Raw genomic sequence first — 25,930 nt, 5'->3', positions numbered from 1 at the left:
CAGTTTCTAACAGACAAATTTTATTATATGATGTTTAAAGGTAAAAATGAATGGAAAAACAACCTTTTCTTTTAAGGGAAAGGGTGGGAAATGCTTTTCAGAAATGTGGTATGATTTAAGTGGTGAAAAACTGTTTAAAATTGGAAGTGTTTTTTGTAGAAAATAGAAATATGAGGTGAAGATCAAGAATGAAAGCTAGTACAAAAAAGGAAATTCTTTCTTGGGTGAAAACATTAGCGCTTGCGATTATCATTGTTTTCATTTGTCGACAATTTATCTTTACTCCAACGTCTGTATTTGGGGAATCAATGTCTCCTACCTTTCATGATGCGGATCGGGTGATAGTGAGTAAAACATCAGGAATACAGCGCTTTGATATCATTGTGTTTGATGCTCCAGACCTTGAAGGAGAACACTATATTAAGAGAGTAATAGGTCTACCTGGAGATTCTATTAAGATGGAAGATGATGTGCTTTCTATCAATGGCAAAGAATATCCAGAAGAGTATTTGAGTGAAAATAAAGAAAATAATACATTAGAAGAATTAACCTTTGATTTCACCCTCGAAGAAATCACTGGAAAAACAAAAGTACCAAAAGACATGCTCTTTGTTATGGGAGATAACCGCTTAAACAGCAAAGACAGCAGAATCTTTGGATTCGTTCCCTATGACTCCGTGATTGGAGAAGTAAAGTTTCGGTTTTATCCTGTGAATGCGGTGGGGGTTCCGGAGTAGGTGGTGCCTGTCACTTTCCGAAATTTGTCGATGTGGGGCGCTGTCTAGTTTAACTTGTGTGCTTAAAGGAGGATGATAAAGGATGAAGAAGCTGCTGCAAATGTTTTTCTTCACTAGCATTCCTTTTGGAGTCATCATGGGACTTATGTTTCAAGAATTGGAAATAGGAGTTATGGCAGGTCTCTTTTTTGGACTAGGAATGACGATTATAGTAGGGGTCATTAACAAAATTTCAATGAAGTCAATTGGAGAATCAGGTACTAGTAGTGTGAAGCAGGAAAAAGAAATGGAATTAACCCTACCATACAACTCTGCCTTCGAGCTATGTAAAAAAGCTGTTCTATCCATCAACGGAACGAAAATCACCTATGAGAATGAACAGGAAGGTATGATCCGTGCAAAAACAGCAGTAAACGCCTTAACCTGGGGAGACAAGATATCCGTTTTTGTAGAGAAGGTGGATGAAGAAAGATCTAAGGTACATATACAAAGTAAGCCTGCCGTTGCCACAACTGTTGTGGACTATGGGAAGAATTTGAAGAATGTGAAAGTGATTGCGAATTATTTGGTGCCTCCCCGAAGTTTGTCAAAAGAGCATGAATGATAAAAAAACGTTTCAACAACATATAATGGGTTCTGTTTTGAAGTGCTAAATTAGAAATAACCATACTATTTGAACGGTAATTCACACTTGAATTAACAGATAATTGATTAGCAAAAATGCTTGGAACATTGTGTCTCCAAGCATTTTTTGCACTATATAGTAGTATTTCTTGAAAAATGAACGGAAAAATTCCGTTTAAATTAGGAAAAACCAACATTTCTCACAAAATAAGAGGATTTTTTCCGCTTATCTGAACCAAAACTTTAGATTTGGTTATATTTAGAGAAGTTAACCGGAATATATCCGCTTATATCGGCTTTTTAAGCACCTATTATATACTTTAACCGGAATTTCTCCGCCTATCAATTCCTATCCATCAATAACATCAGAGAGTCTAATATCTAACTTGAATATCCAAAACCTACCACTTTGATCCCCGAATAATTTAGCAAACAAACTCGAACACTGATTCTAACCTTTGTCATCCTGTTAAAAGGTATGCACATTAGGGTGCTAAAATAACGTTACATTTATGAAAACCTTCGATAAGCCACGAAAAATTTGTTTGCTAATTATGTTTTTGTACTTGAAAACCGAACTACTTCTACAACATGTAGGACGCTTTTTTATTTGCTTAGTAACCTTTCAGACTAGTTTTCTTCAAAAAAGTAAGTACATATATCTAGGAGCATAGATGTGCAACTGTTATTTTTAGATATTATTTACCATATAATTTCCAACCACTTCATTTATAATACATATGTATGTAAAAAATTAACATGAAAGTGAGTGAGTGGGTTGAATGAAAAAATGGAGTTAAAAACACTCGCTATGGAAAAAGTGGCTCAAGTAATTGATTCTTTATCAAATGAAGCAAAGATTAGATATTGTGTGGCAATCAATGAGTTTGCAGATGTGTTTCTTGATGATGAACTTGTCTTTCAAGAACTTTACTATGCTTACAAGCAAGAGCGATCTTCCTACGATATACAATGTACAAATGGAGAAAAGATTACTTATAGAAGAGAATATGATGAGCACGTGATTCAGTTTGCACAAACATATTTTTGTTTACCTGAAAAGCTTTTTGTCCTCTTTCTTACATCCTGTATTGAAATCATGAGAGAGGTACTACCACTAGGAACAGTTGTTGAACTTAATCCACTTCATTTTATTCCGGAACATCAAACGTCTTCACCTACCAAAGTTGTGATTACAAAGCGTTTCATAGCACCAACAGGGTATCAAACGTATTTCCCGTACGGTGGTGCTATTTACCCTGTAGGAGAGATGAAGAAAGATACAACGATTTATTTTACAGAGCCCTTGATTACAAATGTGATCCATACAGGCTATAAAGATGATATGGAAGATGCCTTTCTTCTGCTTATTAAAGAAGATTTTATTGTTCAAAAAAATATGAAGTCAATCGAATTCTCAGCACATGACATGAAACGTCTTCAGCTTGAAATCCAATCTAAGGAAAGAGCGGGTAAAAGGTAATGGCACTTTATACGTCAAGCTTTTGTTATAACATAGTTTCTGGTATTAGCTCGTCTTTGGAGGATGCCAAATATGAGATTAAGAAAAATTTTGAGCAAATGGACTTAGAAAATGCATCTGTTGAAGAAGAGATGAGAGAAATGATAGAAGAAATGATAGCAGAGATTGATCAATTACTTGCCACGATTCAATCTGTTCATTTTAGATAAAAAGTTGGTAGAGAGGAGTTTACGTATTGGGAACAACAAACATAAAGATGAGTGTTCACGATTTACAAACCACTTTACAAACACTTCAATCAAGTATTGAAGAGTTTAGTAGTTATACCGACACCTTCCGTACTGGCACAAGAGATCAATTAAAGAACTTTAATTCTGATTTCATTGAAAAAGTAGATGCGATTCTAGATAATATGAATGATGATATCAATAAGGATTTGCTAAAGGATATGTATGCTATTCATGCTGCTGGTAAAGAAATGCTAGAAGAAATGAAGAAGGCCGACGAAGAAGCGAGTGAAATGATTCGGAGTGGGCAGTCATGAAAAGAGACATACAAATTAACTATGGAATATTGGATCAGATTATTGAACAACTTCATACATACAAGAATGCCTTAAATCAAATGCATAGCTCCCTAACCTCGATAGCTGTTTATGTAGAAAGTAACGCGGGAAAAAGCTTGGATGTTTGGGATGACACCATTCAGCAATCAAAGAAAAATATTACTAGCTACCAAGCTCAAATAGACGACCTTTTATCATTATTTGAAAACTACGTGACCGATACAACAGCCTACATTACACCTATTTCTCGAAACAGTATGATGAGAGTCGATCGCAACGATATCTGGTGGAACCTCACACAGATTGAATCAGGGGTAAACAACAATATGTTCCATGCGATCCTAGAAACACATAAGTCTCCAAGCTTCTTATTTGGTTTGTTTGACGATCCAACTCCAGAAGAAATAGAAAGAAGCAGACATAATAAACAACAGCTCGATGCTATTCGGACGAATATTGAATCTTCCAAGGCAATGCTTGAAAAGAATATAGAAGGTTTATGGGACCTTTATGAAACAAAAGTAAAGAAGTTTGAAAATGTTGATGATGAATACTCAAACAAAGCCTCTGCAGTCAAAGATACCTACACCAACTTCTTTGAAGGAGTAAGTGATGTTGTTTCTGTAACGGTTGAAGGGGTATGGAATTTCATAAAAGGATTAGGTGTTGCCATCTATGAAATCGCAGAAGGCCTGATTAGCCTTGTCATTGATGCGGGAATCATCGCGATATCTAGTAAAATACCAGACTCAATTGAACCCGAATTCTTAAAGAAGGCGGCAAACACAAGAGTAGAGACCTTTGCCGGAACGCTCGAGCAAATCATCGACGACCCAATCATCGTCCTAGAATCCGTAGCACAATCCATATCAGACACCTCAGAAAAAGAAGGGATTATGTATGTAACTGGAGGAGCAGCAACCTCTCTCATCCCATACGTAGGCCAATCAAAATACCTCAAGCTACTAAAAGTAGAAAAAGACAAAGCAAACAGCACCAAAGCAGTAAACCCAGCCATCTCTCAAAAAGTAAAAGAAATCGTCCAAAACAACAAAGTATTTGAAGGAATCAAGAAAGAAACGGTAGAATTATATAAAGATGTAAAAAACGGTGGAACCCAATTTGTCGATGACGTCACTAATTTCTTAGGCAGAACCTTATTTCCTAATCAGTCCTTTCAAATGAGTACGGCGAATTCAGTGCCTGTGAATGTGTTTAGTAGGTCGACGGTGGAAGATCGGATTGATTCGGTTGTTTCTATGTCTGCTGTGAAGGTTGAGGAGAAGGGGACTGGGGATGGTACTAAGGGTACGGTAAAAATTGATTACGATTTAGCTAAAGATTATATTAGAGATGTTGAGTCAAAAACTGGATTGAAACTTCATAAATCACAAATAGAAAAATTAAAGGATACTTTAAGAGAAAATAAATATGAAAAAATGACACCATTGGAAACTTTAAAACACAGGAATAAATTCAATAGTGTGAAAAATAAATTGATTAAAGAATGGGAAGAAAACACGGGACAAACTTGGCCAAGATATACTGAGGAAATTTATGATAAAAAAGGTAGATTAGCAAGGGATATAGGTCAACCATATGATGCTCATCATATTATAGAAAATAATTTTGGCGGTCCTCACGAATGGTGGAATATACATCCCGCTAAATTTCCTGATGAACACCAGGCGGGGATTCATGGTAAGGGTTCGCCATCAAATAAGTTATTTCCAAGGAGGTAGTTTTAATGGCTACATTTGATTTTGTGAAAAATGATAAGCATAAATTTATTAGACTACAAGAAAACGAACTGTTAGATGCGGAAGAAAGACTTGGGTTTGAGTTACCTAATGAACTTAGAGATTTTTACTTAGAAGTTGGGTATGGCTTTATAAAAGGAAGCGATGGGAACGCAATAAATAGAATTATGGATCCAGATACTATAGCTGATATTACTTTGAGAGAAGGTATTTACGAGTTTGATCCAGATTTAGAAGGAATATATGAGGACGATGATAAATTAGTGTTTTATGAAGTAAACGAGGGTGTATATTTAACTCTTGATTTAAATACTCCACAACAAACTCCTGTATATTTTTTTGAAACCCAAATTGCTGGTTCATTGGAGGAATTTATAAGAAAGGTTGATGAGAATGCAGAGTACTTTAGGGATATGGTTGATTAATACTTCGGGTTCTCAGCAATAAAATATAAAAGTAAGCGTAAAATAGTCCACACATACTACTCACGTATGGACTGTTACGCTTGAAAAGTTGTTTTAAAGGTAATGAAATAAAAGCAGTATTAAACGAAAATGATGTAGATGTTTTTAAGACTCTTTATAGATTTTATTTATGGAAATCTTACGTTGCACAACTAAATTATATAGGAAGTAAAACATTGAATAGAGCACTTGATTGTCTACTTATGGCAACAAGTGCTTTTTGTTAGAAATGTAACTTTGGACAAATTAAAATGTCTACATGAAATTCATAACTCATGAAGGTAGTACCATCAAGGCATTCTGTTTTAATACTTGCTTTGCGAGAGAAGTACGATAAATAGGCGAGATGACATTTTACATGCCAAAAGGACTTATGATACTCCAAAATCCACAAACTAATGAAAATGACAAAGTTCGTAATGCTAAAGGTGGTAACGATACAGATACATAAAGCTAGTGAATAAAAAGAAAGTGAGGATTTTTTGGAGAGACAAAAAGAAAATGATTTAATTGAAAATCGAAAGCTCATTGGTTATACCATCAAGGAGTATCGTTTTAATACTTTACGGGAAATGAATAGGAAAGAGAAATAGGCGAGATGACATTTTACATGGCAGGTATAGTTATGATATGGAATGGTTGACAAACTAACGAGATTGAAAAGCTCGTGGCGATAAAAGGTAGGTTACGTAAGAAGGTTACTAGTTTAGCAACAGAGCAGACAAAAATTGTGTTGTATTTTTACAAGAGATGGTCGTATAATACTCGCTATTCGTTAAAAAGCGTTACATAAATTTTAATTTTCGTAACGGGAGGGTGAGAAATTGAACGTTGTAGGGTATATACGGGTTTCGACTCAAGGGCAAGCAAGAGATGGATATAGCTTGAAATATCAAGAAGATGAAATTAGAGCGTACTGTGAGGAACAAGGCTTGAACTTGATACATATTTTTAGAGATGAAGGAATAAGTGGTGCAAAATTAAATGAAGAAGCACTAGAAATAGACAGGGTGGGCTTACAAGAAATGTTGGCTCACCTTTCGTCTATCCAAATTGATTATGTGGTGGTGCTGAATACAAGCCGATTATGGCGGTCTGATATTGTGAAAGTACTAATACAACGAGAGATGAAGAAATATGGATGTGACATTAAAAGCATTGAACAAACCTTTTACAGTATCCATAAGAAAGACCCAAATGATTTTTTGGTAAATGGTTTAATGGAGTTATTGGACCAATACCAACGGCTTGAAATTGCTCTCAAACTAATGAAAGGGAGAAATAAGAAGGCGAAGGAAGGTGGTTATGCAGGAGGAAGGGCAACATTTGGCTATACCAAACAAAAGGGTGAGAAGGAACTAAAGATACATAATAGTCATGCAGAAGTAGTGAAACGATTGTTTGAGCTTAGAAAGATACATATGAAATGGTCACTGTCTAGGTTAGCAGAAGCATTAAATGATGAAGGCTATCAAACTTCGCAAGGGAAAACATTTACGAAAGTACAAGTGAAACGAATACTAGACCGAGAAAGTTTTTATCAAGGGATCTATACATACGGACAAATACAAGCAAATGGGAAACATGAAGCAATAATTTAATAGGTTACTTAAAAAAGGGACTCATTTTCTTATAAGTTACTATGTAACGATGAAAATGGATAGGCTTTCGTACCAATGCGCACCGGATGGTGAACGCTCGAACTAAGGTTGCCGGCATTTTCATTTAATTGAATAGGGGATGAGAAAATGCATGAAAAACAGAAACACTTGTATGTTGGAGTTGACTTGCATAAGCAGCACCATGTGGCTGTGGTCATCAATTGTTGGCAAGAGAAGTTAGAGGAAATAAAGTTTGAAAATAAACCGTCTGCATTCTCAACTTTTTTATTGGATATTGATAAACTGATGAAAGAAGAAGGATTGACACCTGTATTTGGTTTAGAAGATGTAGGTGGCTATGGACGAGCATTGGCATAGTTTTTAACTGACCATGGACAAGTAGTGAAAGAAGTGAATCCAGCACTTTCATACGCTGAACTAAAAAGCCACATGACCACACAAAAAAGTGACAGATGGGACGCGGAAATGTGGTAGGAGGAGTAAACTAATGATATTATATTTTTTAGAACCAGAAGTATCAGGTGGTCATGGTGAATATACTATATATGGAACAGAAGAAGAAATTGCAACAGAGGGTATATCAGAAAAGGTAAAATATTTACATTATGAATTTGAAGGATGGCTAGGAGATGACCTTTTAGAGTCAACACCAGCCTTCATCGTGTCAAGTAAACTTGGAACAGAATTAGAGAATAGTGATTTTATCGATTACAAACTTGAAGAGTGTTTGATTACAAAGACAGATGAGTTTATAGAAATGTATCCAGATAAAGAAATACCTACATTTAGCAGATTTATTCCGCTTGGTAAAACTGAAGTAGAAGAAGAGAACTTCAAAAACTGGTCAGGACATCATTTCTGTTTATCACCGAAAGGCGAGTTAGTTGTAACTCAAGAAGCATTGGATTTTTTAAATAGGTTTTCAATAGATAATTGTTTAATTACACCTCTAACACAGGAATAAAATATATAAACCTTAGAGATATAGACAATCTCTAAGGTTTTATTTTGGGAGGGGAGTGACGAATAGTTCATTTTTTATACTGAGAATATGAGTAACCCCTTGTAAGCCATATATTATGTTTCTACAATTTATAAAGTACGTACACACATTTAAAACGTATGCCCTATTTACCCTTTATTTTGTTAAGCAAATAACCATAATAACATCAGATACCACCATTTCTATTCTTCGAAGCCCAACCTTCTCTTTCTCCCTGACTTTGAAATTTTTTCGCGGCATTTACTTTCATAAAACGATTACTAGAGTGAGGACCACCTCGATTAAACCCTGAAAACTTTTAATACTTTAAAATTATGAAACTCGAAAATGTTGATGATGAATACTCAACCAAAGCCTCCGCAGTCAAAGATACCTACACCAACTTCTTTGAAGGAGTAAGTGATGTTGTTTCTGTAACAGTTGAAGGGGTATGGAATTTCATAAAAGGATTAGGTGTTGCCATCTATGAAATCGCAGAAGGTCTGATCAGTCTTGTCATTGATGCGGGAATCATCGCGATATCTAGTAAAGTACCAGACTCAATTGAACCCGAATTCTTAAAGAAGGAGGCAAACACAAGAGTAGAGACTTTTGCCGGAACGCTCGAGCAAATCATCGATGACCCCATCATCGTCCTAGAATCAGTAGCCCAATCCATATCAGACACCTCAGAAAAAGAAGGAATTATGTATGTAACTGGAGGAGCAGCAACCTCTCTCATCCCATATTTGATGTTTTAAAAAATTCTTTAGTACGTACAATATCTTTAAAACGTATGCCTTATCCAAAATTGATTAAGGAAAAAGCAATTGAAGATGGCCTGATTCCCAATGTAAATGTAATTAAAGCAGATGGAATGAGGTATGGTTTTGCAGATTTCAAGAGTGCGGGACTTGTGGTAGAGACTAAAGATTTACCAGAAAGTCTCTGGTTAAAGTCTGACGAGGCACAATTTGAATGGCTAGATAACATAATTGGAGGAAGGCCAGAAGGTATGACATGGCACCATACTGAAGTACCAGGTAAAATGGAGCTAGTACCTTTTGGAATACACAATATAACTATTCATAATGGTGGAAGATCTACTGGAATGTGGGCAGATGCTCCGAGATAACTAGTAAAGAAAGGAGAACAAATATGAAAATCAAACAGGACACTATAGTAAGGCCATTGCCTTCTGATAAATTAATAAAAAATCACGAAAAGTTTTGGAGACTTTTATTACCAGAGTCTTTCTTAGAATTTATAAAAGAAAATAATGGTGTAGAGGTTGAGGAAGCAACATTTGAGTGTAACAACCGTGGTTATGCGATAGAAAGGTTTTTGTGTATATTAGATGATATTGAGAATCATCCAAAAGGAATTTATGACATAGATGTTGTATTTTCACAAATAGGTGAAAGGTTAACTGATAACGAAGACTTATTAGGGGCAGAGGTATTGCCAATAGCTAGTGTATTTGCGGGTGACTTTGTATGTTTAGATTTTAGAACAGATAAAAATAATCCATCTGTTTGTATATGGTCTCATGAAGAATCTGGTGAGTTTGAGCCTGTTACATATAATTTGGCAGATAACTTTACTGAATTTTTAAGGATACTTGAATAGACAGTACAAGTTGAAAATATAGGAAATTGAATGTGATATTAATAATGGATAAATTTTAGAGTATAGAAGAAAGCACCTGATTGCCTTTTGAGCAACAGGTGTTTTTTATTAAAGTTTTAGATCTTGGTCAACATAGATGATGCATTAATGAAATTCATAACTCATGAAGGTTGTACCATCAAGGCATTCTGTTTTAGTACTTTGTTTGTGAAAATAATAATATAAACAGGCGAGATGACATTTTAAGTGGCAGGAAGACTTATGATACTGTAAAACAGACAAACTAAAGACAATGACAAAGCTCGTAATGCTAAAGATGGTAATGATACAGATACATAAATCTAGTAAAAAGAAATGGAGGATTTTTGAGTGAGACAAAAAGAAAATGATTTACATGAAAATCGAAAGCTCATGATGGTTGTACCATCAAGGAGTATCGTTTTAATAATTGGATAGTAAGAAAAGTACGATAATTAGGCGAGATGACATTTTATATGGCAGGGGTAGTTATGACAGGGAATGGCTAAAAAACTAACGAGAATGACAAAGCTCTTGGCGATAAAAGGTAGGTTACGTAAGAAGGTTACTAGTTTAGCATCAGGGCAGACAAAAATTTGGTTGTATTTTTACTAGAGAGGGTCGTATAATACTCGCTATTCGTTAAAAAGCGTTACGAAAATTAAAATTTATGTAACGGGAGGGTGAAAAGTTGAACGTTGTTGGGTATATACGAGTCTCAACTCAAGGGCAGGCAAGAGATGGATATAGCTTGAAATATCAAGAAGATGAAATTAAAGCATATTGTGAAGAGAATAACTTGAACTTGATACATATTTTTAGAGATGAAGGAATTAGTGGCGCAAAACTAAATGAAGAAGCATTAGAAATAGACAGGGTGGGCTTACAGGAAATGTTGGCTCACCTTTCGTCTGTCCAAATTGATTATGTGGTAGTACTGAACACAAGCCGATTATGGAGGTCGGATATAGTAAAGGTGTTGATACAACGAGAGTTAAAGAAATATGGATGTGACATTAAAAGCATTGAACAACCATATTACAGCATTCACAAAAAAGACCCAAACGACTTTTTGGTCAATGGCTTAATGGAGTTATTAGACCAATACCAACGACTTGAAATAGCCCTAAAACTAACAAAAGGGAGAAATAAAAAGGCGAAGGAAGGTGGGGATGCAGGAGGTAGAGCAACATTTGGTTATACGAAACAAAAGGGTGAAAAAGAACAAGATACATAAAGGTCATGCAAAAGTAGTAATACGGTTGTTTGAGCTTAAACAGCTACATAGGAAATGGTCACTGTCTAGGTTGGCAGAAGTATTGAATGAAGAAGGGTATCAAACAACGCATGGGAAAGCATTTACGAAAGTAAAAGTGAAGCGAATATTAGACCGAGAAAGTTTTTATCAAGGGATTTATACATATGGACAAATACAAGCAAATGGCAAACATGAAGCAATAATTTAAAAGATTACTTAAAAAAGGGACTCATTTTCTTATAAGTTCTTCTGTAAGGTTGAAAATGGATAGGCTTTCGTACCAATGCGCACCAGAAGGTGAACGCTCGAACTAAGGTTGCCGGCATTTTCATTCAATAATTGACAACTGAATAGGAGGATGAACGATGCATGAAAAGCAGAAACATATTTATGTGGGTGTAGACTTGCATAAACAGCACCATGTGGCAGTGATTATTAATTGTTGGCAGGAAAAACTAGATGAAATAAAGGTTGAAAATAAACCGTCCGCTTTCTCAACATTTTTACTAGATATTGATAAACTGACAGAAGAAGGGTTGACACCTGTATTTGGTAAGACAACTTAGCCAATTGCCTGACGCTAAACCACATGATTTATTTTGGTCGATACAACAATTGGTCACTAGAAGAAATGCGTTGGTGAAAGCTCAAGGTGCTTTAAAGAACCAACTGCACATTCAATTGAGCCACCATTATCCAAGCTATAAGAAGTTTTTCTCAGAAGTAGATGGAAAAACGGCATTGGCATTTTGGAAACGATATCCGTCACCATCTTGTTTAGAGAGTATAACCTTACAAGAGTTGACCACTTTTTTATTAGAAGCCAGTAACAATACATGTTCCGTGAAAAAGGCTAATGACATATTAAAGCTTGTAAAAGAAGATGGACGCACTGCGAAAGAACATCAAGAAACACGCGACTTTCTAGTAAGAAGCATCGTTCGAGACATTGTGTTTAAAAAGAAGGAAATGAACTATGTGGAAGGAGAATTAAAACAGTTATTGAGTTTACTAGACTTTCAACTAAACTCCATGCCAGGAATTGACCTTGTGACAGCTTCCGCTTTAATTGCAGAGATAGGTGACGTAAGACGTTTTCCCAATGCCAATAAATTAGCACGATTTGCGGGTATTGCGCCTGTTTACTTTGGGTCTGGTGGGAAAGGCAAGGAACAAAAAAGTAAACAGGGAAATAGGGCGCTGCACGCCTTATTTTATAACCTCGCCGTACAGCAAGTGCAAGTAGCAAAAGGGAGTAAACTGCCGAGGAATCCTGTGTTTCATGCTTACTACCAAAGGAAACTTAAAGAAGGCAAAACAAAGGGGCAAGCATTGGTGTGCATAATGAGAAGGCTTGTGAACATTATTTACGGCATGATGAAGCATAAAACAGCCTATGAACTACCGATAATAAAAGAGAAGGAAGTAGTTTAATAGAGTTTTAGATAGGTTTTTTTATTAGAAGCTTTTAAGATTACAACATAGGGTACGGGTGAAAAGGTTAATAACATTAAAGAAATTGATGACGTAAACTATGGCGAACATTTTACAAAAGGAAAAAGAGGAAGAAAAGAACTTGCACCTAATGTTCGCTATGTGACTCAAGATGGATATAAATATACAACGGATGAATTAGGAAGAATAGTCGATGTAGAAGCCGACAATCTGATATTACAGGAAGCGGATAGAAATTTAGGAATGCAAAGAGCTGCCGGTAGAGAAGACAGGTTACCTGATGATGACGGCGGACATTTAATTGGGAGTCAGTTTCATGGTTCGGGTGATATTGATAATCTTGTTGCTCAGAATAGCCAAATTAACCGTTCCGGTGGAGAGTGGTATAAGATGGAGACGGTTTGGGCAAATGCTTTGAAAGAAGTCCCACCGAAGAAGGTATCTGTAAGGATTGAACCTGTTTATAATGGAGATTCTCTACGACCAAGTAGTTTTGAGATTTTTTATAAAGTTGAAGGAAAAAGGGCTGTTAAAAAAATTATTAAAAACCAATCTGGAGGATGATATTTTTGACTATGGAACAAGAAATGAACCAATTGTATAGAAAAATTGCTGAAGCGGTTAATGCAATGATTCCAGAAAAATGGGTTAAATTTTATATGTATGCTCAAGTGTCAGAAACAGGTGGAGGTACTTACTTCTTCTATAATACTCCAGAAGATGAGTTTAACTATAAATATAGTCTAGAAATTCCTCTTGAATTTAATATTAATAAAGAGCAGTTTAAGCAAATGGAGAGAAACTTATTTGAGCTGAGTGACAAACTAAGAAAAGTTTTCACTGACTATCAGCAAGAGGTATGGTATTCGTTTACATTATCTCTAGAGGATAATGGGAAATTTAATATTCACTATGATTATACTAACTGGTTTGATACAAATTATAGCTTTGATGATCAGTTGGTTATTTGGGAGTATAAATATTTAGGGAATGAACCAGATGATGTTGAGAGTAAAGAGTTGATTGAAAGATATTTAAATGAATATCCAGATAATCCAATTTAATAAAATAGATTAGATAAGGGAAGTCCATAAATGAAATATTTTTAGATAACTATGAAGCGCTTGAATGTCTTTTTAGGCAACAAGTGCTTTTTTGTATGGAGTCACTGCTTTGACAGCAAAAAGGAAAATTCCTGATGAGGACATATGCTAAATCAAGAAGAGCATCGCCATCTTCTAAAAATACAAAGAAAGAGAAAATAAAAAATACTGATGATATTATTAGAACTGAGTATTTTGCTTTATATGGAAAAAATGACAAAAACTGAATGATGACCATATCGTTTCTCTAGAGTATTCGTTTGGATGGTTTTGAGACATTAACTTACAAACAACAGAAGGAAATTGGTGAATCAGCTAATACATCTAAAGGTTCAAAATCATTTGCGGATTGGTACATCTACAAAAAAAAATATTCCGGTAAACCCTGTATTTAGGATTAAAAGAAAAAGAACTTGAAATTGAGATACAAAAGATGATAGATGAATTTAATAGGATAAATAAAAAGGAGTGATTTCGGGTGGATAAATTATCTTTTTTAAGACAATATAGAAAAAGTATAGAGTTTGTGTCTAACAGGGACTTACTCAATATTGAAAAGGAAAATATGCCTGAAAAATGGATAGAGATATTTAAAGAAACAGATAAAACTAGAAAGAAAGATAAATTAATAGCATTATGGAATAGTGTATGTGAAAAAGAATTGAGTAATACTATATCATATTTGAAAGAAAATTTATTAGAATTTGAACTAATTGTAGATAATGGACAATATGCAGTACTATACAGCGTAAAGAGTGAAAATGACGAAATACTTTATTATGAAGGTGGTATACCGACTAATTCTATTTCAGAAATGCAACAAGATTGGTCAAATGTTCCAGAATCTATAAAGGAGTTCTATGAAAAGTTACACAATGGTTTTTATTATCTGCCAAGTAGAGCTATGGGACTTGTACCAGTAGAACGCATTACTCATTTTGAGGATCATGAATGGGGAATACTTGAAGAGTTAGATGGACCATTAGGAGTTAATATGGCTACAACATATGGTTTTTTTGAAAATGGCATGGGAGGATATGTTGCTATAGATTTAAACAACTGTATAGGTGATGTAGCGACATTGTGGTTTACCAATGATAAGCCTGAATATAATGTGGATTTCTGGGATATTGTAGACGAATGGATTGTAATTGGACTTCAAGACAATTAAAAAGTAGTTTCTTGCATACCTTTCACAGAGTAATATTATTGAAGTTATTCTAAATTCTATTTCATGAAGGTTGTGTCGAAGTAGTAGCTAGTTTATGAAAATAAGTACGCATAAGTAGGCGATACGACATTTTATCCTCATGTAAAATTGTTATAGAGAACAAGCTCAAAACTTAGAAATTAAACATGCTTGTGGGTGTTCAGATAGAATTAGTTATGAATTACTCTATATAACTAAACAAAAAACACTTGATTGCCTTGTAGGCATCAGGTGTTTTTGTTTTTTGTTAGAAATTTTGAATTTGGAAGACATTGGATTATGCTTTGCTGGAATTCATAGCTCTTGAAGGTAGTACCATCATAAAGTATCGTTTTAATAATTGGAGGAACGGAATATAAACGAGAAATAGGTGAGATGACATTTTTGGATAGTTATTATACGGATTAGTTGACAAAACTAACGAGATTGACAAAGCTTGTGACGATTAACAATGGATAACGTGAGAGTGTTTGCTTGTGCTATCTTGGCTTAGAGTTCTGGGTTGTATTTTAATTAAAGACAGTCGCATAATACTTGCTATTTGTCAAAAAAACGTAACGAAAATTAATTTTCGTTACGGAAGGTGAAAAGTTGAATGTTGTCGTGAGTCTTAGCAACACAAAACTATTCCTTCTCTGTCACTTCTCGAATTTCGTCACAGAGAAGGAAACCTCTCTATATGTGCCTTATTTGTTTTATCCCGCTCGATTAAAAGAGAGAAGATAGAATACTACTCTATGTAAATGGGACGAGGAACCTGCCCCCTCGTCCTTATTATGGAATATTGGATCAAATTATTGAACAACTTCATACATACAAAAATGCCTTAAATCAAATGCACAGTTCCCTAACCTCGATAGCTGTTTATGTAGAAAGTAACGCGGGAAAAAGCTTGGATGTTTGGGATGACACCATTCAGCAATCAAAGAAAAATATTACTAGCTACCAAGCTCAAATAGAAGACCTTCTATCATTATTTGAAAACTACGTGACCGATACAACTGCCTACATTACACCTATTTCTCGAAACAGTATGATGAGAGTCGATCGTAATGATATCTGGTGGAACCTCACACAGATTGAATCAGGGGTAAACAACAATATGTTCCATGCGATCCTAGAAACACATAAGTCTCCAAGCTTCTTATTTGGTTTGTTTGACGATCCAACTCCAGAAGAAATAGAAAGAAGCAGACATAATAAACAACAGCTCGATGCTATTCGGACGAATATTGAATCTTCCAAGGCAATGCTTGAAAAGAATATAGAAGGTTTATGGGACCTTTATGAAACAAAAGTAAAGAAGTTTGAAAATGTTGATGATGAATACTCAAACAAAGCCTCTGCAGTCAAAGATACCTACACCAACTTCTTTGAAGGAGTAAGTGATGTTGTTTCTGTAACAGTTGAAGGAGTATGGAATTTCATAAAGGGATTAGGTGTTGCCATCTATGAAATCGCAGAAGGCCTGATTAGCCTTGTCATTGATGCGGGAATCATCGCGATATCTAGTAAAATACCAGACTCAATTGAACCCGAATTCTTAAAGAAGGCGGCAAACACAAGAGTGGAGACCTTTGCCGGAACACTTGAACAAATCATCGACGATCCGATCATCGTCCTAGAATCCGTAGCACAATCCATATCAGACACCTCAGAAAAAGAAGGAATTATGTATGTAACTGGAGGCGCAGCAACCTCCCTCATCCCATACGTAGGCCAATCAAAATACCTCAAGCTACTAAAAGTAGAAAAAGACAAAGCAACCAACACCAAAGCAGTAAATCCAGCCATCTCTCAAAAAGTAAAAGAAATCGTCCAAAACAACAAAGTATTTGAAGGAATCAAGAAAGAAACGGTAGAATTATATAAAGATGTAAAAAACGGAGGAACCCAATTTGTTGATGACGTCACTAATTTCTTAGGCAGAACCTTATTTCCAAACCAAACTCTTCAATTGAGTACGGCAAATTCAGTGCCGGTGAATGTGTTTAGTAGGTCGACGGTGGAAGATCGGATTGATTCGGTTGTTTCTAGGTCTAGTGTGAAGGTTGATAAGGGTATAGATAATGTTAATCATCCTATAAGAACTTATAGGAATGCTGAATTAAAAAAATTAGAAGAAAAATATACTGCAGACCCAAGAATTACAGTAGAAATGCCTTATGTGGGTAAGGGTAAAGCAGGAACCAATTCAGAAGGCTGGTTACGTGATAAAGACTTTTATTGGAAAGAAATAATGAATAAACATCCAGAAAGTTTAAGTAAAGCAAATAAACAAAAAATTCAATTGGGTTTCTCTCCGATAAATGATAAAACATTTAGAGAACACTTCCCTCAATATGATATAAAGGAATTATATAATGATAAATTAATCCATCATCATGTAGGTGGGGGTGGTCAAGCAGTTGCAGTGCCTTCCAAGTTACACCCAGGAACAGGTGGTATACATAATGCGGAAAAAGCTGCAGGTGTTTGGGGAAATGACAGTGAGTATGCTGAATTACTTGAAAAATTTTTAAATAAGTAAAGGATGATAACTTTGTCAATAAAAGAAGCAATGCAGATATACTTTAAAATGAGAAAAGAAATAGCTAATGAAGGTTTAGATTTTTTATTTAAAACACCAATTAGTAGTGAAGATAACCTAATAATTTATGATGGTGAAGTTGATGAGGAAGAATATATCTCATGGAAACCTGTAGAAAAGACTGTTTCACAGGACTTTACAAGTTTAGAAGAAGAATTTGATATAAAATTGCATAAATCAATAGTTGAATATTTTAACTCATATTGGTTTGCAGATTTAGATGGATTTTATCAGGAACACTATATTGCATTAGAGTCTGTGCTACCGAATAGCGAGATAAGTTCATTCCGAGAGTCACTGAAAGGATATAAAGAAAATCATGGGGATAGTTTAAAGAAGATACCTATTGGTATTGAAGGGAATGGTTTGTTGGTGGTTATTGAGAACAATAGTGGAATAATACAGTTAGAAGATTTTGAAAGAGGGACATTTGAGCATATTGCTGAGAATATCCAAGAATTAATAGGGGATTTGAGACTGAAAAGATAGCATATTATTTAGTGTCGAATATTTCAACAAGGATAAGTACACAATTATGTATCAGAAACTAACCTTTAAAGAACTAGTTGAACTAGTAAATAAAATATGTAACCCTAAGCTATCTGATGAAGAGGTAAGTGAATATATAGAAATCTTAGAAGAAAATGTTCCTCACCCTGCTCCCAGTGACTTGATTTTTTGGAACGATGAGGATTTATCTCCAGAGGAAGTAGTGGAGATTGCATTAGCATATAAAGAAGAAAAATAATTGTATTTAGAATAATCTTAATAGAACCTTGAAGGGCTATTTACTTCAAGGTTTCTTTTTTTATGTGGGGCCACCCATTGACGAACAATTCCGATTTATATAGAGAAAAGGAGATAAAACATGTAAGCCCTATATTATGTTTTAATAAATTCTTTAGTACGTACAAAATCTTTAATAAAGCTATCCTATCTAGTGAGTTTCATTTGTTTTGAATAACCTAAAATCATCAGATAGTACCATACTTATCCTCAAATACTTTCCCTTCACTTTCTCCATGCCTTTTGAATTTTTTCGCAACTTTGTACATAGTAAGATTATTATGTCTGAAGACTACTCGACCTCGATCAAATCCTTAAAACTTTTAATACTTTTAAATTATGAAGTTTGAAAATGTTGATGATGAATACTCAAACAAAGCCTCTGCAGTCAAAGATACCTACACCAACTTCTTTGAAGGAGTAAGTGATGTTGTTTCTGTAACGGTTGAAGGGGTATGGAATTTCATAAAAGGATTAGGTGTTGCCATCTATGAAATCGCAGAAGGTCTGATCAACCTTGTCATTGATGCGGGAATCATCGCGATATCTAGTAAAATACCAGACTCAATTGAACCCGAATTTTTAAAAAAGGCGGCAAACACTAGAGTAGAGACCTTCACTGGAACGCTTGAACAAATCATCGACGACCCAATCATCGTCCTAGAATCCGTAGCACAATCCATATCAGACACCTCAGAAAAAGAAGGGATTATGTATGTAACTGGAGGCGCAGCAACCTCTCTCATCCCATACGTAGGCCAATCAAAATACCTCAAGCTATTAAAAGTAGAAAAAGACAAAGCAACCAACACCAAAGCAGTAAACCCAGCCATCTCTCAAAAAGTAAAAGAAATAGTCCAAAACAACAAAGTATTTGAAGGAATCAAGAAAGAAACAGTAGAATTATATAAAGATGTAAAAAACGGTGGAACCCAATTTGTCGATGACGTCACCAACTTCTTAGGCAGAACCTTATTTCCTAATCAGTCCCTTCAAATGAGTACGGCGAATTCAGTGCCAGTGAATGTGTTTAGTAGGTCGACAGTAGAAGATCGGATTGATTCGGTTGTTTCTAGGTCTAGTGTGAAGGTTGAGGAGAAGGGGACTGGGGATGGTACTAAGGGTACGGGTAAAGAAAGTACAATTAATATTGGTAAAAATGATATAGATGCATTAAGAAGAAAATGGAATGTTCCAGAAACCGAAACAGTTGCAGTTGGAAAGACTGATGTAAAAGGATTAGAAAATTTGACTTTTGAAGGAGGATCACCAAAAGTACGTAAAGAAGCTGGTTTGCCTGATTTAGATGAAGTAATGCCAAACAGGAATATTAAAGCTCCAGGAAATAACCCATTGTTCACTAGGCATGCAGAGGAAGGCGTTCTGAATGAATTTGATTCAGCAGTAATAAAGGCTGATATAAAACCAGAAGATGTAGCAGGAACATTAAAACTACATCAATCGAATCCTTCAGGTGTATGTAGAAAGTGTTATCAAGGGTTGGCGAACGATAAAGTTCCGCCTGGTGTGTTAAAGCAATTAAGTTTAAAATATCCTAATCTAAAAATCGCAGTAACATCGGAAATTGATGAAAGCATTAAAGTAACTGGTAGGCTTAATCTAATAATTAAAAATGGAAAGTATGTTGACTAGTTGGAGGTTAATTATGGCTAATACTAACTTTAGTAGTTTAACAGATGATGGTAAAGTAATATTATTTCTTGGACTTTCAGAGAAAGTTTTATCGGTATTTTCTCAAAAGGAAGATCAAATTTTAGCTCAGGAAATTATATATAAATGTTGGGAGTGGCTAAAATATAAAGAAAATATAGGAGAAAACCTTTATGAATTATTAGATAACGAGGAAAATGGTATAACAATAATTCAAGAGATGTCAGATAATGAAACAGATGTCATGGCTTGGAACTGTGTTATTGATGCAGTTGCTTATACTAGTAGGAAAGCATTTGAAAGAGAAGGTGTCAAATATTATCCAGAACCAATTGCTTTAGTAGATGATACATTAGTAGACCATTTTATGGATTGTTTTGAAGGATGTATCGAGAATTCAGATAGTTATATTCAAAGAATAAATTCTTTATTGAATGATTACAAGAATGGGAATATTGAGAGTGATTTGCGCACAGAAGTTTTAAGGGAATTACAAATACAAAATTAACTATTTCTGTATTATTTTATGAACTTTTTTGGATTAGAGTTATCAAATTAGAAAAGGATGTTTGCAGTATAAAGTTGCAGGAATCCCTATTATGCATAGAAACAGCACTTGATTTCCTTATAGGTAACAAGTGCTTTTGTTTTCTAATAAAGTATTTATGTCAGGATGATTAAAAATGCTTACTTGAAAGTCAAAACTCATGATGGTTGTACCATCAAGGTATATTGTTTTAATTCAGTAGGAGGCTACTATAATGGAAAAACAAGGATGGGTTTCAATTTGGTTAGGGAATTTTAACGATGAGGATTCAATAGGAGAGTATGTTGATTTAACGTATGATGAGGATGGCGAGTCAGTCCCATCTCAATTCTTTATCGATTTTAATATTGATATGGATGAAACAGATAAGGATACTATAGAAAAAGCGGTCTATAAGAATAGTAGTAGTGATATTTCAGCATTATTAGATGGGTGTTCATATGAAGAAATTGTCATCCAAAAAATCCAGAAAAGTATAAACCTAAAGAAATCATATAATGCAGTAATTTTAATATATAATTTTGAATATAAAAATGAAATTAGTTCAACAGGTGCTTTTGATTTTATTGCTGCTACAAATTATGAGTAAGAGAAATCTTAAAGGTAAGGAGAATTGGTTTAGTTGATGGTTAACTCAGAAATTATTTATCTGGTGGGGTTACTTTATAATACAGATAAAAGTATTTTAATCAGCCAGTTAAAAAAGGTAGATAATCCACTAATACTCCATTACTTTACTGCAAATTATAATTGGAATAGTGGGTTTGAGGTACTAACAGTCATCTTAGATAATGAGGCTTGTGACTTAGGAACAGGTTTACTAATGTTTCATTATGCAGATGGCTGCCGTTTGTTAGAGAGTTCAGATGAAATTTTAAGTTCTTCATTAGAGGAATGGAGAGTTTTTTTGAGGAAGATTTATAATAAACTTTTAAGCTTAGACTTTAAATCACAAAACATTTCTTTTGACCCTGAATTAACAAAAATTCAAAAGTATAAGTTGAAAAAGAATAACCCAGGCCTTCCTGACGTTCTAATTAGTAAGTCTCCAGGCAAAGAGATTGATATACCTAAGATATAATGTAATTTATTTTGGAGTACTGAAAATACAGCTCTGATAAAAAGAGGGCGTGTTCCAAAAGTTGATGAGAAGTTTTTAAAACACTTTCCCAATACAAGGAGTATATAGAAGAACCAATGAGGCATCATCATATTGGAGAAGGTGGGCAAGCTGTTGCTCTTCCAAAAAGTCTGCATCCTGGATATTGTGGTATCCACAATGTGGAGAAGGACTGGGGTATAACTGGAGTAGATGATGAAATTGCAAGAAGATTAGATACCTTTATAAAAGATTCAGGAAGGTGATAGAATGATAACACCAGAAGAATTTATTGATAGATGGATGTTATTAAGAATGGGCCATTAAATAAATTTAAAGAACAAGATTTAATGGATACAGTTTTTTCGGATGGTGTTAAGAGATTTTTGTCTATAGGAGGTCTACCGGAGACATCACCGCCGTATTTGGAATTTACTTCGCCACAATTTAGACCTATTACTAATTTATTTGATATGCCAGAACAATTTCAAAAGTATTGGTTTTTAGGGTCAACTGGTTCGGGGGATCCAATATGTATAACGGAGAAGGAAGAAAATATAGTGTTTCCTAATGGAGATAATTATGAAGAAATATTTGTTAATTCTTCCTTGAACCAGTTTGCAGAGTGTATACTAGCCTATATATCCATGATTGATAAAGCAATAGAGGTTAACGATGAGGATGCCTTTATTGATAACGATATACCTGAATCAGTAATAGACTGGTTAAAAGATGAGCTAGAGAGAATTGATAGTAGGTGTGTGCAAACTGGATTCTTTTGGTCTACTGAGTACGAAAATCTATTTGAATAATCTCACATAGATATGAAACCGTTAAAATAAATACAAAATGAAAAACACCTTCGATTCTATAAACAGGTATTGTCCTGGTTTTGACTCGTAGGTGTTTTTCTGCTTAAGGTAAGATAAATGTACTAGAACATGGGCAAATGCACTGTGACCCACCTACTGCTATGATAAATCCTCATGCACATCATATTCTATTTAAAAAAGGTCTTGGTCAGAAGCAGCAAGAACTGGTTCGAGAAGGTCAGGAAATATTAAGAAGGTATGGGATAGATCCAATAATTGGGGAGAAACCTTGTCTAGGCACCAAATGCCGTAGTAGGACAACATAGTCTTGATGCTCTAGAGTTAGTAGTTAATCGATTAAAGGCTATTGAAGAAATGGGCGGTGACTTTGATGATATTGTTGAAGCTCTTGAAGATTTAGGAGACATAGCTAGTACAAGGTAGCAGGAATATAGGAGGTAATATTATGGATGAAAAAAGTCTAAATAAAACTATAAGAAATGCTATTAAGGTTGGTGATATTAATGAAGTAAAGCGTTTATTAGGCGATAATGCAGAATCTTTACACTCAATGACACCATTTGGCACGTGGTTACATGTTGCAGCAAAGAAAGGACACTTTGGAATAGTAGAATATCTAATCCATAAAGGAGTTGATGTTAATACAAAGGGTGATATATTTGACGCTTCTCCTTTAAGAGTGGCTGCTGGAGCGGGGCATATTGAGATAGTAAAGTATTTAATAGAAGCCGGCGCAGAATTAGATGTAAGCTTAGCAAAAAGAAATCCGCTATTTGGAGCAATTTATGGCGGGCATAAAGAAGTAGCTGAGTTTCTAGTCGAAAAAGGAATAAATATTTCAATTAGATATACTGGAGAGAATATTGAGAATATGGATGCATCTGAATATGCTAGACAATATGGGCAAAAAGAAATTGCTGAATATTTAAAGAAGAAAATGGAGGAAAAAGAATAAAAAGATGTTATAGGTTTGTAGCATGAAAATTTTGAGATTAATATACTCATCAGTTTAGAGATGAGATATAAAGTTAATAAAGCACTTGTTTGCCTGTTAGGTAACAAGTGCTTTTTGTTTATTAGCGTGCCCGGTAATATCAGACACCTCAGAAAAATGTATGTAACTGGAGGAGCAGCAACCTCCCTCATCCCATACGTAGGCTAATCAAAATACCTCAAGCTATAAATTATAGACTTTTTTAAAGCTTTATATTCTCCACTTACCCTCCATGCAACTTACTTGCTTTTCTTTCATCTTTTCCCGATCTAATAACAACAAAAAATTAATAAAAATATTTTCAGATATTGTCGGATATTGTCTATAAGCGTTCTTTTTAAGTCTGAAAGGATTAGTAATTGATCTATATGGAGAATCATATCACCTTAAACCAATTGGACAATATAGGGAATGGTAAATAAAATTGTAAGAAAATAGTCCAAAAGTAATGATGCTTACGGGGGTGTCGAGTATGGGGAAAAGAAAAACCAAGATAAACCTTAATTTCTTTAAAAAAACGATACAAAGGCAGATTTTAATACCTTTTATTACAATGATTATTTTAACGGGTGCGATTATTTCAATTGTTAGTTACCGTTCAAGTGTGTCTGTCACGACAAACGAATTGGTGACAAGTGTTGAAAGTCAAATGGGAAGTATTAATAATTCATATGAACTATTCTTTAGTAATATCAGCAACATTGTTAATCGATTTAGTCATGATCCCACATTAATAAACTATAAAAATGACGGCAATATGGATAACATCCTTCATACGTTTAAGCAAAATGTAGAAAGTAACGAGGCCATTATTAATATCTACATGGGTACAAGTGAAGCTGGAGAGATGATCCTCTATCCACAAGCTGATTTACCATCCGATTTTGATGCACGAACAAGACCTTGGTATACAAAAGCTGTGGAAAATCCTGATAAAGTCATTTGGACGGATCCCTATTTAGATACGGAGGCAAATCAACTTCTTGTTAGTGCAGCAAAAGTGGTGGAACAGTCTGGTGAGGTTGTAGGTGTGTTTTCTGTTGATATAGATATTAAAGCTCTTACTCATATTATTGAGGATGTGAAAATAGGTGAAACAGGCTATGCTGTCCTTTTTGATAGTTCGGGGAGGTATATGGTTCATCCTAACAAAGAATATCTTGATAAAGATGTATCAAATCAAGAGCCTTATAAGAGCATAAAGCAAAGTGGGGAAAGTGGTACGATCCACTATCAATTTGAAGGCGACGAGAAGGTAATGGCCTTTATAACAAACCCAACAACAAATTGGACGATCGGTGGAACGGTATATATTTCTGAATTAGAAGAAAAAGTAAAAGGGGTAATCATGCCAATTGCTATTACCTTAGCCTTAATTATTACGATTGGTATTTTGCTATCTGTGTTTATTACAAGAGGGATCACAAGACCGATTAAGAAGCTTCAAAGCTCAATGAAAGAGGTTGAGAAAGGAAATCTACTAACTAAGCTAGATATAGCTCGTGTGGATGAAATAGGTCAGCTTTCAGCAAGCTTTTCTAACATGCTAACGGAATTTCGCCAAATGCTAAAGAAAGTTTCTCACGTTTCAGAAGAAGTCACAACAGCTTCTAAAACCTTAGTTACAAGTGCTGATGAAAATACGGTCGCTTCAAATGAAGTAGCCGTTACAATGGAACAAATTGCTTCCGGAGCTGGAGATCAAACGGAATTACTTGAAAAAAATGCAAATGTAACAAATGAGCTTGCTGAGATGATTAAAAAGGTAGAAGAACAATCTAGTGATATTCAGGAAGAATCTAGTGGATTATTAACTATTTCAAGTGAAGGAACAAAGAAGATTCACTTGTTGCAACACCAATTTGACAGAACCAATAATATGATGAATGAAATGGTTCATGCTGTAGATTCACTTAGTGAAAAATCGAATAATATTAATGCTATTGTAAACACAATTACAGAGATTGCTAGTCAGACAAACTTATTAGCCTTAAATGCAGCAATAGAAGCTGCCAGAGCGGGTGAGCACGGAAAAGGCTTTGCTGTTGTCGCGGATGAAGTACGTAAGCTAGCGGAGCAATCTGAAACAGCACTCATGCAAATAGGAGAAATTATCAATCAAATGCAGAGTGAAACAAAACATACTGTTGAGTTAATTACAAAAACAAATTCTGTTATGGGTGAACAAGGGGCAGCCGTCACAGATACCGAGGAAGCATTCAAGAAGATCGAAAATGTGATTACTCTAACGGATACTAAGATTATGGATATTGTTATATCTATGAAGCAGATGGTTGAACAAAAGGATGTTATTGTACAGAATGCCACCCAAATAACATCAATCAGTCAAGAAACAGCGGCAGGTACAGAAGAAGTTTCTGCATCAATTGAAGAAACAACTGCCTCGATGGAACAATTAAATAAGTTAGCAGAAAAACTAGACATATATTCACAAGAAATGAGAGAAGAATTGAAAAAGTTTATTCTTGAGTAAAGAGTG

Annotated in this window: 25 protein-coding genes and 5 pseudogenes; all 30 read left to right on the top strand. The window is 34.9% G+C overall.

Annotated elements, in window-relative coordinates; translation table 11 throughout:
* Positions 1 to 188: 188 nt before the first annotated feature.
* The 30 genes and pseudogenes from lepB to D9842_RS18010 all read left to right on the top strand — a co-directional run bounded on the left by lepB (position 189) and on the right by D9842_RS18010 (position 25,924).
* Positions 189 to 737 (top strand): signal peptidase I, encoded by a 549-nt coding sequence (gene lepB, locus D9842_RS18165; protein ID WP_121663719.1) that lies wholly within the window; start codon positions 189 to 191, stop codon positions 735 to 737.
* An 82-nt stretch (positions 738 to 819) separates the two neighbouring features.
* Entirely contained in the window at positions 820 to 1,341 is a 522-nt protein-coding gene (locus tag D9842_RS18160) for a hypothetical protein (protein ID WP_121663718.1), read from the top strand.
* A gap of 798 nt (positions 1,342 to 2,139) precedes the next feature.
* Positions 2,140 to 2,844, top strand: a complete 705-nt coding sequence (locus tag D9842_RS18155; protein WP_121663717.1) for a DUF4176 domain-containing protein — start codon at positions 2,140 to 2,142, stop codon at positions 2,842 to 2,844.
* Positions 2,844 to 3,053 (top strand): hypothetical protein, encoded by a 210-nt coding sequence (locus D9842_RS18150; RefSeq protein WP_121663716.1) that lies wholly within the window; start codon positions 2,844 to 2,846, stop codon positions 3,051 to 3,053. The genes D9842_RS18155 and D9842_RS18150 overlap by 1 nt, the downstream gene beginning before the upstream one ends.
* Positions 3,054 to 3,079: 26 nt before the next feature.
* Entirely contained in the window at positions 3,080 to 3,388 is a 309-nt protein-coding gene (locus D9842_RS18145) for a hypothetical protein (protein WP_098794741.1), read from the top strand.
* On the top strand, positions 3,385 to 5,151 hold the full coding sequence (locus D9842_RS26575; RefSeq protein ID WP_306821490.1) for a hypothetical protein: 1,767 nt from the start codon (positions 3,385 to 3,387) through the stop codon (positions 5,149 to 5,151). Before D9842_RS18145 ends, D9842_RS26575 begins: the two co-directional genes overlap by 4 nt.
* A gap of 5 nt (positions 5,152 to 5,156) precedes the next feature.
* Positions 5,157 to 5,594, top strand: coding sequence for an SMI1/KNR4 family protein (locus tag D9842_RS18135; protein WP_121663715.1), 438 nt, complete (start codon positions 5,157 to 5,159; stop codon positions 5,592 to 5,594).
* Positions 5,595 to 6,457: 863 nt separating this feature from the next.
* Positions 6,458 to 7,234 carry a recombinase family protein gene (locus tag D9842_RS18125; protein ID WP_121663713.1) on the top strand — a complete coding sequence of 259 codons (777 nt, stop codon included), beginning with the start codon at positions 6,458 to 6,460 and terminating at the stop codon, positions 7,232 to 7,234.
* Positions 7,235 to 7,381: 147 nt separating this feature from the next.
* Positions 7,382 to 7,720 (top strand): annotated as a pseudogene (locus D9842_RS18120) (IS110 family transposase); the annotation flags it as partial.
* A 22-nt stretch (positions 7,721 to 7,742) separates the two neighbouring features.
* Positions 7,743 to 8,219, top strand: coding sequence for a hypothetical protein (locus tag D9842_RS18115; protein ID WP_121663712.1), 477 nt, complete (start codon positions 7,743 to 7,745; stop codon positions 8,217 to 8,219).
* Positions 8,220 to 8,572: 353 nt separating this feature from the next.
* Positions 8,573 to 8,998 (top strand): hypothetical protein, encoded by a 426-nt coding sequence (locus D9842_RS18110; RefSeq protein ID WP_121663711.1) that lies wholly within the window; start codon positions 8,573 to 8,575, stop codon positions 8,996 to 8,998.
* Positions 8,999 to 9,033: 35 nt separating this feature from the next.
* Positions 9,034 to 9,372, top strand: a complete 339-nt coding sequence (locus D9842_RS18105) for an HNH endonuclease signature motif containing protein (RefSeq protein ID WP_257535900.1) — start codon at positions 9,034 to 9,036, stop codon at positions 9,370 to 9,372.
* Positions 9,373 to 9,395: 23 nt separating this feature from the next.
* Positions 9,396 to 9,866 carry an SMI1/KNR4 family protein gene (locus D9842_RS18100; protein ID WP_121663710.1) on the top strand — a complete coding sequence of 157 codons (471 nt, stop codon included), beginning with the start codon at positions 9,396 to 9,398 and terminating at the stop codon, positions 9,864 to 9,866.
* A 709-nt stretch (positions 9,867 to 10,575) separates the two neighbouring features.
* Positions 10,576 to 11,350, top strand: a pseudogene (locus D9842_RS18095) (recombinase family protein).
* Between the two features lie 157 nt (positions 11,351 to 11,507).
* A pseudogene (locus D9842_RS18090) lies at positions 11,508 to 12,576 on the top strand (IS110 family transposase).
* 75 nt (positions 12,577 to 12,651) lie between these two features.
* Positions 12,652 to 13,161: a DNA/RNA non-specific endonuclease gene (locus tag D9842_RS18085; protein ID WP_121663709.1), complete on the top strand. Its 510-nt coding sequence runs from the start codon at positions 12,652 to 12,654 to the stop codon at positions 13,159 to 13,161.
* Positions 13,162 to 13,172: 11 nt separating this feature from the next.
* The gene (locus D9842_RS18080) at positions 13,173 to 13,661 is read left to right on the top strand and encodes an immunity protein YezG family protein (RefSeq protein WP_121665126.1); all 489 of its coding nucleotides are present in this window, start codon (positions 13,173 to 13,175) and stop codon (positions 13,659 to 13,661) included.
* A gap of 134 nt (positions 13,662 to 13,795) precedes the next feature.
* A complete protein-coding gene (locus D9842_RS26400) occupies positions 13,796 to 13,927 on the top strand; it encodes a hypothetical protein (protein ID WP_257535899.1) in 132 nt (43 codons plus the stop codon).
* 251 nt (positions 13,928 to 14,178) lie between these two features.
* On the top strand, positions 14,179 to 14,871 hold the full coding sequence (locus D9842_RS18070) for an SMI1/KNR4 family protein (protein ID WP_121663708.1): 693 nt from the start codon (positions 14,179 to 14,181) through the stop codon (positions 14,869 to 14,871).
* An 823-nt stretch (positions 14,872 to 15,694) separates the two neighbouring features.
* The gene (locus D9842_RS26395) at positions 15,695 to 17,440 is read left to right on the top strand and encodes a hypothetical protein (protein ID WP_257535898.1); all 1,746 of its coding nucleotides are present in this window, start codon (positions 15,695 to 15,697) and stop codon (positions 17,438 to 17,440) included.
* Between the two features lie 30 nt (positions 17,441 to 17,470).
* Entirely contained in the window at positions 17,471 to 17,989 is a 519-nt protein-coding gene (locus D9842_RS18060; RefSeq protein ID WP_180320442.1) for a SecY-interacting protein Syd, read from the top strand.
* Positions 17,990 to 18,035: 46 nt separating this feature from the next.
* Positions 18,036 to 18,248, top strand: coding sequence for a bacteriocin immunity protein (locus tag D9842_RS18055; RefSeq protein WP_121663707.1), 213 nt, complete (start codon positions 18,036 to 18,038; stop codon positions 18,246 to 18,248).
* A 377-nt stretch (positions 18,249 to 18,625) separates the two neighbouring features.
* A complete protein-coding gene (locus tag D9842_RS26390) occupies positions 18,626 to 19,939 on the top strand; it encodes a hypothetical protein (protein ID WP_257535897.1) in 1,314 nt (437 codons plus the stop codon).
* Between the two features lie 13 nt (positions 19,940 to 19,952).
* A complete protein-coding gene (locus D9842_RS18045) occupies positions 19,953 to 20,465 on the top strand; it encodes an Imm6 family immunity protein (RefSeq protein ID WP_121663706.1) in 513 nt (170 codons plus the stop codon).
* Positions 20,466 to 20,718: 253 nt separating this feature from the next.
* Positions 20,719 to 21,093, top strand: a complete 375-nt coding sequence (locus tag D9842_RS18040) for an immunity 22 family protein (protein ID WP_121663705.1) — start codon at positions 20,719 to 20,721, stop codon at positions 21,091 to 21,093.
* Positions 21,094 to 21,129: 36 nt separating this feature from the next.
* A complete protein-coding gene (locus D9842_RS18035; RefSeq protein WP_121665123.1) occupies positions 21,130 to 21,585 on the top strand; it encodes a DUF4274 domain-containing protein in 456 nt (151 codons plus the stop codon).
* 33 nt (positions 21,586 to 21,618) lie between these two features.
* Positions 21,619 to 21,869, top strand: a pseudogene (locus D9842_RS26385) (hypothetical protein).
* 4 nt (positions 21,870 to 21,873) lie between these two features.
* Positions 21,874 to 22,415 (top strand): annotated as a pseudogene (locus D9842_RS18025) (SUKH-4 family immunity protein).
* Between the two features lie 466 nt (positions 22,416 to 22,881).
* The gene (locus D9842_RS18015) at positions 22,882 to 23,391 is read left to right on the top strand and encodes an ankyrin repeat domain-containing protein (RefSeq protein WP_121663704.1); all 510 of its coding nucleotides are present in this window, start codon (positions 22,882 to 22,884) and stop codon (positions 23,389 to 23,391) included.
* A gap of 511 nt (positions 23,392 to 23,902) precedes the next feature.
* A complete protein-coding gene (locus D9842_RS18010; RefSeq protein ID WP_162987494.1) occupies positions 23,903 to 25,924 on the top strand; it encodes a methyl-accepting chemotaxis protein in 2,022 nt (673 codons plus the stop codon).
* Positions 25,925 to 25,930 lie beyond the last annotated feature (6 nt).

The sequence above is a fragment of the Metabacillus litoralis genome (assembly GCF_003667825.1).
In the GTDB taxonomy this organism is placed as follows: Bacteria; Bacillota; Bacilli; order Bacillales; family Bacillaceae; genus Metabacillus; species Metabacillus litoralis_B.
Note: the sequence above shows the minus strand (reverse complement) of the source record. Positions and strands in the feature narration are given on the sequence as shown.